Origin of the sequence: Streptomyces sp. NPDC051041, from assembly GCF_044456065.1 — a bacterium.
In the GTDB taxonomy this organism is placed as follows: Bacteria; Actinomycetota; Actinomycetes; order Streptomycetales; family Streptomycetaceae; genus Streptomyces; species Streptomyces glaucus.
Genome location: NZ_JBITFM010000016.1, coordinates 17,556 through 30,008, shown reverse-complemented (window position 1 = coordinate 30,008; position 12,453 = coordinate 17,556). Strand labels below are relative to the sequence as shown.

Sequence of the window (12,453 nt, the reverse complement as noted above, 5' to 3'; positions counted from 1 at the left end):
GGGCGACCTTCACCGGCGACGCCGAGTTCGACAGGGCGACCTTCACTGGCGCCGCCCGGTTCGGCGAGGCGACCTTCACCGGCGACGCCGAGTTCGACAGGGCGACCTTCACTGGCGCCGCCCGGTTCGGCGAGGCGACCTTCACCGGCGACGCCGAGTTCGTCAGGGCGACCTTCACCGGCGACGCCCGGTTCGACGGGGCGACCTTCACCGGCGACGCCGAGTTCGGCGGGGCGACCTTCACCAGTGCCGCCCGGTTCGACGAGGCGACCTTCACCAGTGCCGCCGAGTTCGGCGGGGCGACCTTCACCGGCGCCGCCGGGTTCGGCGGGGCGCGGTTCGAGACGGCGTCGCGTTTGGGGCCGCTGGTGTGTGGTGCGAGGGTGGTGTTGGACGGTGCGGTGTTCGGTCAGCCGGTGACGGTGGAGATGGCCGCTCGCGAGGTGAGCTGTGTGCGGACGCGGTGGGTTTCGACCGCCACGCTGCACCTGCGCTACGCCGAGGTGGACCTGAGGGACGCGGTCTTGGAGTACCCGGTGGTGGTCGCCGCCCGCCCGGACCCTTTCCTCTCCTACTACTCCGTTGGCCCGCTGTCGGAGGAGGAGCTGTCCGGCCGGGAGCCCGGCGTGCGTCTGACGTCGGTGGGCGGAGTCGATGCCGCGCACCTCGCGCTGCACACCATCGACCTGAGCGTGTGCCGGTTCGCCGGCGCCGTCCACCTCGACCAGCTCCGCGTGGACGGCTGGTGCACCTTCGCCACCACCCCCACCGACCGGGATTGGCGCTTCCCCTGGCGGTGGAGCCGGCGCAACACCCTGGCCGAGGAGCACCACTGGCGGACACGTACCGCCCGCCGCCCCGCCCTGGCACGTGGCTGGACCGCCCCGCCGCAGGACGCCCCCGAGCTCCGGCCGGCCGCGGTGGCCGCACTGTACCGGCAGATACGCAAGTCGCTGGAGGACGGCAAGAACGAACCGGACGCCGCCGATTTCTACTACGGCGAGTGCGAGATGCGCTGCCACGACACCACCCGGCCCCGGGGCGAGCGGGCGCTGCTGACCGCCTACTGGGCCCTGTCCGGATACGGGCTGCGTGCCTCCCGGGCGCTGGCGTGGCTGGGGGCGGCGATGGCCGCCACGATCGCGGTGATGGTGCTGTGGGGCCTGCCCGTCGATGATCCGAAACCGACCACCACCGGGCTTCAGGCCGCCGTCGGGCAGCAGGTCACCCTGACCACCGACACTCCCGACCCGGTCAACCCCACCGGCCCGCTGCCCGACCGGGTGACGAGCGAACGGTTCGAGAAGGCGCTACGGGTGGTGATCAACTCGGTGGTCTTCCGCTCCTCCGGACAAGGCCTCACCACCACCGGCACCTGCACCGAGATGATCTCCCGCCTTGCCGAACCCGTCCTCCTCGGCCTGGCCGTCCTGGCCGTCCGCAGCCGCGTCAAACGCTGACCACCCACCACCGGCTGTCCAGCAAACTGAACACCCCACCGCTACCCATCGCGCCGATACTCCCCGAGGGCCTCTCACACGCCGGCACCCGCGGGTCCGGCTTCTCGCTCGGCGGCCCTTTGCGTGGCGGCCATGCGGGCGAGGGCCTCCCGGAAGATCGGCACGTCCTCCCGGTTCATCTGGTAGGCGATGTTCTTGTGCCAGCTGGGGTTGTCCGGGTCGTACACCGCGGTGATGGGGGCGCGGGTGCCCTCCGGCCACCAGCCCTCGCGCACACCGCGCGGGATCGCGCGGGACAGGGCGACGGTCGGCCCGTTGAGCTTGCCCAGCACCCGGCGCAGCTGGTCGGCGTCGATGTAGCCGTCGCCGTCGACTGCGACCATCTCGGCGAACCGGCGGGCGCCGGCGGGAAGCGAGCGCAGGTAGCGCTCGGCCCGCTCGACGGTCCAGTCGGTGTCCGCGGTGACGGTCAGTTCGTGGCGGTGCTCGGCGAGGATGTCGAGCAGTTTCCGCTCGAACTCCTCCGAGGCGCCCTCGATCGTGATCTTCATGTGTTCCTCCGGTCCGGTGTCTGCTGCGGGCGCCCTCGCAGGGTCCGCTATGGGGCGCGTCCTCGGCGCGGCTCGGGTGTCTGCCGTCGCGGCGCGTGGTCCGTCGGCGCGGGGGGCCGCCCGGCCTGTGGCGGACGCTTGGCGGTGGTGGCGCTGCGCGAGCGGGCGGCGGCGGCCGAGACGCGCGGGCTGGTGGACGGCTGCGGCGCCAGCAGCGGACGGGCCAGTGCGTCGATGCGGTCGAGCTGGGCTCCGAAGCCGGCGGGCAAGCCGTTGCGTAGCTTCTGCTGCACGGCGAGGAAGTCCTGGGATTCGTGTGGCGTCCAGGGCCGGTTACGTTCCCGTTCCAGGGCCTGTCGCAGCGCGAGCGGATCGCGGGCGAGTTCGGCGGCGTCGGCCGCGTACCGGGGTATGGATTCGCCCCGGCGGTAGACGGCCGCGTAGTCCACGAGGCCCTCGCGCACGATGACCTCACAGGAGACGGCGATGCCCGTGTACGAGGCGGCTGCCTTCTCCGGCACGGTCAGCCGCCCCTGCCCGCGGTCGCGGACCTGCTCGTAGTAGCGGTCGAGGATGTCCTGCTCGCTCAGGGCCTGGGAGACACCCAGGATGAACGCCTCAACGCGGGTACCCACGGACCGGTACTGCCGCATGGTCGCGGCCAGGTACTCCGGGTCCATGGCGATCTCCTGGACCAGGGCGTTGAGCTTGTGCCCGCCGGAAAGGCGGTCCTCGCCCCGGACGAACTGCTGGGCCTGGCGCATCCAGGCCCGTCCGTCTGGGCCCGTGTAGAGCGTCATGAGCCGGTCGTCCTCAGCCATGAACTGGGCGTACTGCGGGTGGTAGGGCTTGTAGAGGTCGCTGTCGATGTCGACGAAACCGCCTCGTGCCTCGAGCTGTTCGGCCACGAGTTGGGCGACCCGCGTCTTGCCCGCACCGGGCTGCCCGATCAGGAAGACCGCGGTGGCCGGGTCCTGCGGTACGGGGCCGGTCAGTTGCTCAGGGACGATGCCGGTGACGAAGATGCGGCGGTTCTCTTCCACCGACAGTTGGTGGCGAGCGGCGTCGCCCCGGCTCACGCGTCGGTCCCCGTGAGGTCGCGGAGCCGGGCAGCGTAGGCGGCGCGGACGCGGGCGACACCCTCGGTGTCCTCGGCGCGCAGGGCCCGCCGCTCCTGGTGGCAGGCGGCGCGCAGCCGGCGGTACTCGGCGGCCTCGTCCTGCGCACCGCGGTTCTCGGCGTCGGCGAGGAGGCGGCTGTAGGCGCCGACCACGCCGTTGATCGCCTCGATGGCCGCTTCGTAGGCCACGGACTCCTCCGACGACCAGGTGTGCGGACGGAGGTTTTTGATCACCGGATCAGTCATGCTGACAATCCTTCCGGGAGATTCTTACCCGGTTCTCCGGGTTCTGCATGGACGAGTGTGCCGCACAGGGTCCGCCCTGTCTGGATCCCGGAGAATCTGGCCGGAATTCTGCATGTGCTCGGTGAACCGACGGCACGGTGCATCTCGCCCCGGGCAATGCTTGGCATAGCCGAGGTGGTCGGTGATCTCGCACTCCAGCAACCGCTTCGTCAGCTACTGCAGTAGCCCACCCTCGCCCGTCAACTGCAGGCCCTTGACCCGGGTACGGGAGACCCGCTCGTCGATCAGCCGATCGTCCACCGCCTTCGACGTCCGCGGCTCCAACGGCTCGACACTCCCCAACCAAGGTTCGATTGATCCCCGGGCCATACGAGGGCTGACAGATGGTTAGGGTTACCTTTCCGGTTATTCTGCCTGGAATAACCGGTACCTAGGGGGAGGGGCACGGATGGGCGACGGACCGATTCCGTTCCGGAGGCGACGACCTGTCCGGACCGGTCACCTCTGCATCTGCGGCGCCAGGTGGCGGCCGGGGTTCTTCTCCGACCCTGCATGGCTCTTCACCGCGGACCCCCGGCTGGGCACCTTCGTCGGCGTGCTGCACTGCCAGGCGTGCGGGCGGAGGAAGACCGACGTCCTCCGAGAACAGGCCGAAGCCGAGCGCGCGGCCACTGCGCCGGCCATTCCGCCCCGCGAACGGCAGCCCGCCCGTGTCCTCCCGTTCCGGAGGTCTGCCGCCCTCGGCAGGAACCACACAGAAGGAGAGCAGTTGTGAGGAGAGCGGACCACCCGGACTTCCCTGCGGAGGCCCGGCGGTGACCGAGCAGCGACCGAAGCGACCCACAGTCCGGCAATGGGCCGACTTCCTCCAAGCCCGTCTGGAGGAGGAGGCGCAGAACGAGGCCGTCATGTACGGGCACGGCGCGGCGTGGGAGGTGACCGGGCCAGGTGCCCGCCGCTTCGGTGTACAGGTCGGCGGTCGGGTGCTGGCCCCCGTTCTCACTGGCCTCGGTGTCGATGCGGACGAAGCAACGGCACGGCACATCGTGCGCCACCAGCCGCGCCACACCGCGCAGGAACGGATCGCCACAGCCGAACTCATCGGCCTGCTGCGGCATACGGAGGAGACGCGTAGCTCCCACGTCGCCGGGCTGGAAAGCATCGTGAAGATGTTCCGCGAGCTGTATCGCGACCACCCTGACCATCCCGAGTGCGAGCCGCCGGAGGAGATGTGACCGCGGAGCTGGAGGTCGTGCACGCCGAACTCCTACCGGAAGGGGCGCCCGGCCCGGCCGCCGCCGAGCCGCAGCCGCGATACCTCATCACCCAGCACACCATGCTCGGGCCCGGTGAGCTGCCGCCGCTCGCTGACCAGCGGCCGGCCTGGACGGATGCCGACTTCCGGCTGTCCGCCGAGGACGTTGCCGACCTCGCCGAGCCCGATCTCGCGGAGAACACGATCGTCAACCGCGAGTCCACGATCCGCGCCTTCGAGGAGTGGTGCGCATCGCAGGACCCGCCGCGGCTGGCCTACCCGTGCACCACGGCCACCTACACCTCGTACGGACTGCACCTGATCCGCCGGGGGAAGGCCGGCGAGTTCAAGCCGGACAGCGTCGGTCAGTACATGTCGAGGATCTGGAACTGGCAGCCGGTGGACTACCGGCCCGACCCCAGCCGCTTCAAGGGCCGCCTGCGCGCCTGGAAGAAGGAATGGGTGAAGGCCGGCGGCGAGGTCGACCGGGCCGCCGCGGTCACGATCGAGTACAACCTCCGGATCATCGCCGCCATCGACGAGAGCACGAACATCGGCAAGCGGGACGCGTTCCTCGCCGCCCTGGCCTACGCCAACCTGCACCGGGAGATGGAACTTGCCGATCAGCTCTGCAAGTGGGTGAAGGTCTACGACACCGGCCTGTGGGTGAAGACGGCGTCCTCCAAGACCGACCAGACCGGAAAGGGCTCCGGCCGGTTCATCGAGGACCGCCCCGACCTCCAGCTCGTGCGCCGGGCCCGTGCCTGGCTCTCCGTCCTGCGCGAGCTCGGCGCGAACGGCCCGAACGACCCGCTTTTCCGCGCCCTCACCGTGAAGGGGAAGCTCCGCAAGTACCCGCCAGACCGGAAACGGGGGACGAAGATGCGCCCAGGGTCGCTCAATGAACGGCTCCAGTTCCTCGCCGAGCAGGCCGGTGTGCCGTTCATCGACGGCAAGAAAGTCACCTCGCACTCCTGGCGGGCCGGTGCGAACACCGACATGGCCGAAAAGGGTGTCCCGCTCGCCGAGCGCAACAAGGCCGGCCGGTGGGCGGATGGGTCCCATACCGCGGACACCGTCTACGACCGGCGCCACGGTGTCGGGACCCGCGACCCGCTCAGCGCGGTCCCGCTGTACGGCGGTGCAGCTCACGCCGTAGTTGCAAAGGCCCGAGAGGAGACGACCGGAGAGTGAGCGTCTGATTCGGCCTCGGGGAACATCGGTACAGCGATTGGCGCTGAGAACGATCATGGTTAGGGCGTGAGAGCGGTGACCCGGTTCTCGTACTCGCGGCGGGCCTTGCGCTGGGCTGGGATCACCCGGGAACCCTGGCCGCCGTCGAGTGGTTGGCAGCGGACGAGGAGCTGGCGGTGCACGGCGGGGACGGCGCTGACGCGCAGGGTGTAGCCCCGCCCGCGCCGTACGGGCACCCCCTGGTCGAGCGCGGCCCGCTCGGCGGGCTCCAGCTCGGTGGCGTGGAGGAAGTCGGCGACCTTGCCCGGCATGTCGAGGGTGACCGGCAGCTCCGGCGCCGGAACGTCCTCCTCGATGGCAGTGTGGTCGGGTAGGAGGTCGGCGACGGCCGTGCGGATCGCGCCGCGGCTGACGCCGTGGTCGCGCGCGAGGGCGGCGATGGAGCGGCCTTCCAGGTACGCGGCGCGCACGTCGGCGGTCTTGTCGGCCGTCACGACGGGGCGGCGCCCGCCCTTGCTGCCCTTGGCTTCGGCGGCGCGCAGCCCGTCGTAGGTGAGCTCGCGCTGGAGGTCGCGTTAGAGTTCGCCGGCGGCGGCGAGGGTCTGCACCTCTTTGGACGCGCCCGCGGCCTGTCGTTAGGGCCCTACGCTTGGCCCAAGTCGCAGGCCCGTGCGGCGACGCCGGGGCGCACGTACGCGTCCGTCAGGGTGTAGTAGCACAGCGCCCAGTCGCTCTTGGCGTGGTAGCAGCCGTAGAAGTGATCGAGTTCGTAGGGGTAGCCCTGGCTTTCCAGGTAGGCCAGGCAGGTTTGGGTGTCGGCTTGGGCTGCGGGGGCGGTGAGGAAGACACCTGAGGCAGCCAGGGTGAGACACCCGAGCGTGGTGGCGATCTTACGGATGATGTTCATGGGAGGACCTCCGCGTGTCGCCCCTCGTGGGGGGCCTTTTGCACATTGCATGCATGTCTTGGCAGGGATGAACCAATCCCTGCCGTACGGGGCGTGCGGGAGCACGTCACAGCGCAGCGGCGCTGTTTCGGCACACCCTCTGGTGGCGGATGTCGTCGCGTGCCGGACTGTTTCGTGGGACTCGCCGATGGCTGTGGCGTGCGCGTACGGAGGAGCCGGTCGGACGGAAGCCGGTCGGGTGGCGGCCTGCCGATTCGTCTGGGCGGGGACGCCTGGCACGGGTTTCCCGCGAACGGACGGTGGCTGGAGCGCTGCCGACGGCATCGGGGATGTCCGCCGTGGGTGATGCCGGCGCAGGGCCGCCCCGCAAGGCTTCGACCAGACATTTTGGAGGTGTGGTCGTCGGTGGCTGAGGCTGTCAGTCGCCGATCTTCTTGTAGGCGACCTTGACCCTGCCGTTGGCGTCGGACCAGACGTGGGAGGCGATGACCTCGCTGGCGGGTGCGACTTGTCGTCCGAGGTGCTGGACGACTTCGGCGCGGATCACGGTCGGGCCGGTGGTCCTGACGAAGGCGACGGTGGTGGCGGTGGAGCCGATGGCGTGGTTGATGTCGTCACGGCGGTAGATGATGAGTACCTCCGTGCCCTGGACCGGGGATCCGGCGGTGACGTTGAACAGGCGGCCGCTCATCCACGCGTCGGTGTCCACGCCGTGCCGGCTGGCGAACTGGCCGCGGAGCACTCCCGTCACCTCGTACACGCCCGCGTCGGGGAGGGTGATCTGGGCGTCAGGGATCGGTGTCCACTGGCCGGCCGGGACGTTCGTCAGGTCGGTGAACGCCTGCCCTACGGCCTCGCCGTACTTGGGGGTGAGCCGCGCGCCGATGGTGACGCTGCGGGGGCAGCCCTCCTCCACCTGCACGTCGATGTCGACCGACCGCTCGGGGCCGACGTTGCCGCCGGGGGCGATACCGGTGTAGTCGGTCCTGGGCACCCGCAGCCCGTGCTGAGTGAGAGTCAGCGCGTTGCAGGGAGCCGGGTCGATGTCGTACTTCTTGCTCTGCCCGGGGGGAGTGCTCATCGTCGGGTGCCGCCTTCCGTCAGGTGTTCGGGGCTGTCCGAGCGCGGCGTCGGGCAGTTCACGTGTGCGTGCACCACGACGACCGCGAGTGACACGAGAAGGACAGCGCACGCCAGGGGCGGCGGAAAGCGGGGTGGTCCTCTGCCGGCCACGTGCGTACCGCGTGTTTGGCCGGACACATCCCCCACTGCCTGCACGGTGCACCGGCGGCCTGGACACCAGCAGCCGCACGCACTTCACACCGCACGACCGCTTCTTTGGTCATGGCCGAAAGAGCGTCTGCGTCAGTCACCCGACCGGTCGCCTCTGCAGTACAGCAGGTTGACACTGCCGGGCGGTCCACGGTGGTGCCCTCCCCCTTCCAGCATGGCTGCGAACCGAGCCGTGACCAGCAGTCGCCGCCGTACGCCGGCGGCTTTACTGATCACGCATAGGACCGTGTCCGGAGCTGAAGAGGTCTGGAGCTGGAGATACTCGCCGCTGCCCGGGATGGACGACCCAGCGGGCCCGGCCAGCTGCGGTGCGCTCTCTTCTCTCCGATACCCCATCTGGTCGGCGCAGGTCCCGGGTCCGGACTCACCACCGTCCCCACCGTGCGCCGTCGTCAGCTCCTCGACTGCTGCCAGCCGTTCCACGACGACCAGGGCGTCCCTGCTGTTCCGCCCCAGCGCGAGGCCCGGCGTGAGTCAGTCACACTCGTGCCGCCCGGACCATGATCGTTCTCATCGATAACCGCTGTACCGCTGTTCCCCGAGGCCGTGATTCCTGGGTCGGCTCGGACGTCGTTGTCTGAGCCGACCCCACCGGACGCATATGAACGCCCCTCACGTCACGAAAGCGTGAGGGGCGTTCGTGGTCTCCCACCGGTCAGGCAGGGGTACCTTTCCCAGTGGACGCTAGGAATGGAGCCAGTATGCCCCAGTGGAGCGACTACAGCACTGGCGAACGGATCAAGATTCTCCGCGGCCGCGACATGCGGCAGTCCGACCTCGCGGAGATTACCGGTCTCACCGTCGCCACCATCCAGAACGCTGAACAGAACAAGAGGCTGTCCCTACCCACTCTGATGAAGCTCGCCAACGCCTTCAACGTCGACACCTCGGTCATCCTGGGCCAGCAGGCGCCCCGTCGGGCGATGGCTCAGGACGACCGCCGAATGATTCGGGATCTGTCGCGCGCCGTGCACGACACTGCGGCGGGCATTGTGCCAGGCGACGCGGAGGCCGCGCCCCTGGACGACCTGAAGCAGACCACAGACCGGTGCTGGGATCTGTACTGGCGCGGCCGGTACGTCGAGGTCGGCTCGCTTGTCGCGCCGTTCTTAGCCTCGGCTGCTGTACGGCTGCGCGAGCAGCCGGTCGGGGAGCAGTCGGGGGCTCTCGGGGTGCTGTCCGATGCCTATCGGCTTGCAGCGTATGTGGCGAACCTGATGGGTGCTCGGGACCTGGCGTATGCGGCGATCGGACATGCGCAGGTAGCCGCCGAGAGGGCCGCTGACGACATGCGTGTGGCCCTGGTGGGTTCGGGCCGGGCGTGGGTGTACCTGCGGGATGCGCGGCTCCCGGAGGCTCTGACGCTGGCGGAGAAGTCGGCTTCCGACATCGAGCCCCGCTTCTCCAAGGCGAGCCCGGAGGAGCTGACGGCGTACGGCAGCCACGTCAACTTTGCCGCAGTGGTCGCCTCTCGGATGGGTGACAAGGACCGGGCTGCGGATTTCTTGTCCCAGTCGCACGCCACCGGCGCGCGGATGGGACAGGAGGTTCGCGCACACGGCACGCTTTTCGGGCCGGTCACCGCGACGACACAGGCTGTCGGTATCAACGTCGCGCTCGGGCAGACCGGGAAGGCGCTTGCGCTCATCGACTCCATTCAGGACGTGTCGGGGCTGACCAGGGCTGCGCAGAACCGATACGCGATGGACAAGGCGATGGCGCACGCCGATGCCAAGCAGTGGGACGCCTCCTTGGACGCGTTGGAGGAGACCCTGCGCAGGGACCCGGATTGGGCGCGGCACCAGACACTGCCCGGGGTGATCGTGCAGAAAGTCGGTCGGGCATCGACCGCGCGTCTGCGGCGAGTGTCGGAGCTGATCGGGGTGTCCCCGGGTATCAGTGAGTTCCTGCCGGCGACGCGGAAGACGGCTCTGTGAATCGGTAGTCGGCCGAAACGGTCGACTTTTAGCTGTTGGCGCGTCAGCTGTCTTATGAGGCGGTCGACTTGGGGTTCAGCGAATTCCCAAAGTCGGCCGCCTCTTGGCTGTACCTGCACTTTCTGTAGCGGCATCGTTACGCCCATGACCAGGACCCTCGGTGACATTGCAAGGCGTCGCGCCCTTGCCGACGCGGCCGCAGGCTTCACCGACCGAGTAGCTGTGGTGCTTTACGCGTGCGTAACACCCGGACAGGATCGGAACGACGTCATCGCTCAGCTGCGCCAGCACGCCGTGGCACGCGACTGGGTGATCCGGGCGGAGATCACCGACTGCTTCCAGGAAGCCGCTGCGCTCGACGACCGTCCTGGATGGCGCCAGGCCATGGGACTGATCGCCGCCAGCACGGCCATGGGCATCGTCACCACGGCATCGTCCAGTCCGTCAGCTCAGGACAAGCTGCGCGGCTACCACGCGTTCCTGTTCGAGGTGCCCTACAGGAGTGGGGGGGAGCGGAAGTGACGGCCTTCTTCGCAGAAAAGACCACCCCTACGGAGGTAGCCGTGCATCGGCGCCAGATGACGCCAGCGGCCGGCCTTCCGGCCTTCGACGTGGCGCTGTCCTGTGAACCGCACCGTGTCAGGACTGCTCGGAGGGTGACCGCGACCTGGGCGAGGCAGCACTGTCGGCTGCCGGAGGATCAGGTCGACGGCCTGGCGCTGATCGTTTCCGAGCTGTGTACGAACGCGGTCCTGCACGGCCGGAGCGCCTCGTTCGCCGTGCGCGGCTGGATGCCGACGTACCTCTGGGTGTGCCTGGAGGTATGCGACCACACGCCGTCTGCCGTTCCCGTTCCCCAGGACGCCGGCCCGGAGGCGGTGAGCGGGCGGGGCCTGTTCCTCGTCGAGGCTCTCGTGTCCGACTGGAAGGGCGCGTGGGGGTTCAGCCCTGACGGCTCCGCGGTCTGGTGCCGGGTGCCTGCCGTTCGCCCCTGTTTCGACGTGCCCATCGAGGAATTCAATGCCTGACCCCATGCCCTCCGCCCGTCCGGCCACGCACCGCCGCGGCCGGACGCACCGGCCGCCGGCCGAGCGGCTGGTGTACGACCAGGTCCGCTCGGCGGTGGCGGTGCCCCTCGTGGTCATGGTCGCCGTGCTGGGTGCGGTCACCGTCGTGGGCCAGCTGTTGCAGGTCTCCGCAGGGTCCCTCGTGATCGCGCTCGCCGGCGGGATGCTCGTTCCGGCGCTCGTCGGTGCGCGCCGGGCCGGCATCGCTGCGGACGTCGTGTGCCGGGCGCGGGCTGAGGACCTGCACCGGCTGGCGAGCACGGCGGAGGACCTGGTGAAGTCCGTGCGTCAGGCGACGGAGGAACTGCGCCGTGGGGGGCGTCCCGAGGTTCCCCGGTACCCGGCGTTTGTGGCGAGCGGGGACGCGGCCGGGGAGGTCCGGGCGGCCTTGAGCCGGACGCACGTGGAGGCTGTGCAGGCCCTGATACACGTGCATGAGCAGTCGCAATACGCGCTGCTCTGGGAGATTCTGAGGCACTTCTCCCGGCGTCAGCACGCACTCGTGGGCCGGACCCTTGAGGGCGTGACCCGGCTGGAGGAGATGACCGACGATCCCGACCTGCTGGTCGGCCTTTTCCAGATCGATCACCTGGTGACGCGGGTGCGCCGCCTGCTGGAGAGCCTGTCGGTGTTGGGGGGCGAGTCGCTGCGCCAGGCCCGCAGCCCGATCAGCGTCACGACGGTGCTGCGCGGGGCGGTCTCGGAGGTCGTGCAGTATCCGCGGGTGCGCGTTGCCGCAGGCGCCGCAGGCGCCCTGCTGGGGCTGCCGGGATACGCGGGACCGGACCTGTCGCACCTGCTGGCCGAGCTGATCGAGAACGGGGCGGAGTTCTCCCCTCCGGACACGCAGGTGCAGGTGCGTGCTCAGGAAGTGCCCTCGGGGCTGGCGATCGAGGTCGAGGACCGCGCCATGCCTATGCCCGCCGAGCTGCGGGCCCGGCTGAATCATCTGCTGGCCGCCCCGCAGGAAGCGGACCTCAGCACCCAGCTGCGGGAGGGGAAGATCGGCCTGCTGACCGCCGCGATGATCGCCCACCGGCACGGGATGTCGGTCGCGCTGCACGAGAACCCCGCCGGCGGCACCACGGCCGTGGTGATCGTGCCGAGCAAGCTGCTGGTGCAGCTGGAAACCCCCGCCCTCATCCCCGTTCCCGACATCGCCCCCGCTGCCCAAGCACAGCCGCAGCAGGCCGCGGACACGCGCCCCGCTGCGGGGCCGGGAGCCGGCCCTGCGGGGCGGCCGTCTCTGCCGCGCCGCCAGCCCGAGCGGCTGCCGCCGCCGTCAGCCGGGACTGCCGTCCCCGCCTCCCCCCGTCCCGCCAACCCCGGCCTGGCTGCCGCGTTCCGCCGCGGGCAACGAGCCGCGCAAAACTCGCAGCCTTCCTCCGGCCCTGGCGAATCACGGGCTCAGCACCTCTAGCGG

The 12,453-nt window shown here is 69.9% G+C and carries 13 protein-coding genes; 7 read left to right on the top strand and 6 right to left on the bottom strand.

Going from position 1 to position 12,453, the window contains the following annotated elements:
- On the top strand, positions 1-1,460 hold a 1,460-nt coding region (locus ACIBAI_RS22480; RefSeq protein ID WP_399036772.1), incomplete at its 5' end, for a pentapeptide repeat-containing protein.
- A gap of 74 nt (positions 1,461-1,534) precedes the next feature.
- Here the strand turns inward: ACIBAI_RS22480 and ACIBAI_RS22475 are convergent.
- Genes ACIBAI_RS22475 through ACIBAI_RS22465 form a run of 3 tightly spaced genes read right to left on the bottom strand, consistent with a single transcriptional unit; the run spans position 1,535 to position 3,377 of the window.
- The gene (locus ACIBAI_RS22475; RefSeq protein ID WP_399036769.1) at positions 1,535-2,011 is read right to left on the bottom strand and encodes a hypothetical protein; all 477 of its coding nucleotides are present in this window, start codon (positions 2,009-2,011) and stop codon (positions 1,535-1,537) included.
- A gap of 47 nt (positions 2,012-2,058) precedes the next feature.
- Positions 2,059-3,054 (bottom strand): zeta toxin family protein, encoded by a 996-nt coding sequence (locus ACIBAI_RS22470; protein ID WP_399036766.1) that lies wholly within the window; start codon positions 3,052-3,054, stop codon positions 2,059-2,061.
- A gap of 32 nt (positions 3,055-3,086) precedes the next feature.
- The gene (locus tag ACIBAI_RS22465) at positions 3,087-3,377 is read right to left on the bottom strand and encodes a hypothetical protein (protein ID WP_399036764.1); all 291 of its coding nucleotides are present in this window, start codon (positions 3,375-3,377) and stop codon (positions 3,087-3,089) included.
- Between the two features lie 815 nt (positions 3,378-4,192).
- Here ACIBAI_RS22465 and ACIBAI_RS22460 point away from each other — a divergent pair.
- Both ACIBAI_RS22460 and ACIBAI_RS22455 read left to right on the top strand, forming a co-directional pair.
- The gene (locus ACIBAI_RS22460) at positions 4,193-4,612 is read left to right on the top strand and encodes a DUF6221 family protein (RefSeq protein WP_399036762.1); all 420 of its coding nucleotides are present in this window, start codon (positions 4,193-4,195) and stop codon (positions 4,610-4,612) included.
- The gene (locus ACIBAI_RS22455) at positions 4,609-5,826 is read left to right on the top strand and encodes a hypothetical protein (RefSeq protein ID WP_399036760.1); all 1,218 of its coding nucleotides are present in this window, start codon (positions 4,609-4,611) and stop codon (positions 5,824-5,826) included. Before ACIBAI_RS22460 ends, ACIBAI_RS22455 begins: the two co-directional genes overlap by 4 nt.
- Before the next feature lie 59 nt (positions 5,827-5,885).
- Here the strand turns inward: ACIBAI_RS22455 and ACIBAI_RS22450 are convergent, their stop codons facing one another.
- From ACIBAI_RS22450 to ACIBAI_RS22440, 3 genes are all read right to left on the bottom strand, one after another.
- Entirely contained in the window at positions 5,886-6,320 is a 435-nt protein-coding gene (locus tag ACIBAI_RS22450; protein WP_399036758.1) for a resolvase, read from the bottom strand.
- A gap of 149 nt (positions 6,321-6,469) precedes the next feature.
- Complete coding sequence (locus ACIBAI_RS22445; protein WP_166002967.1) at positions 6,470-6,733, bottom strand: hypothetical protein; 264 nt, start codon at positions 6,731-6,733, stop codon at positions 6,470-6,472.
- A gap of 418 nt (positions 6,734-7,151) precedes the next feature.
- Positions 7,152-7,814 (bottom strand): hypothetical protein, encoded by a 663-nt coding sequence (locus tag ACIBAI_RS22440; protein WP_166002968.1) that lies wholly within the window; start codon positions 7,812-7,814, stop codon positions 7,152-7,154.
- A 913-nt stretch (positions 7,815-8,727) separates the two neighbouring features.
- Between ACIBAI_RS22440 and ACIBAI_RS22435 the strand changes: the two genes are divergently transcribed.
- The 4 genes from ACIBAI_RS22435 to ACIBAI_RS22420 all read left to right on the top strand — a co-directional run bounded on the left by ACIBAI_RS22435 (position 8,728) and on the right by ACIBAI_RS22420 (position 12,450).
- Positions 8,728-9,963, top strand: a complete 1,236-nt coding sequence (locus tag ACIBAI_RS22435) for a helix-turn-helix domain-containing protein (RefSeq protein WP_399036755.1) — start codon at positions 8,728-8,730, stop codon at positions 9,961-9,963.
- A 144-nt stretch (positions 9,964-10,107) separates the two neighbouring features.
- Positions 10,108-10,485 carry a hypothetical protein gene (locus ACIBAI_RS22430; RefSeq protein ID WP_399036753.1) on the top strand — a complete coding sequence of 126 codons (378 nt, stop codon included), beginning with the start codon at positions 10,108-10,110 and terminating at the stop codon, positions 10,483-10,485.
- Positions 10,482-10,991, top strand: coding sequence for an ATP-binding protein (locus tag ACIBAI_RS22425; protein ID WP_399036751.1), 510 nt, complete (start codon positions 10,482-10,484; stop codon positions 10,989-10,991). The genes ACIBAI_RS22430 and ACIBAI_RS22425 overlap by 4 nt, the downstream gene beginning before the upstream one ends.
- A 70-nt stretch (positions 10,992-11,061) precedes the next feature.
- A complete protein-coding gene (locus tag ACIBAI_RS22420; RefSeq protein ID WP_399036749.1) occupies positions 11,062-12,450 on the top strand; it encodes a sensor histidine kinase in 1,389 nt (462 codons plus the stop codon).
- Positions 12,451-12,453: the final 3 nt, after the last annotated feature.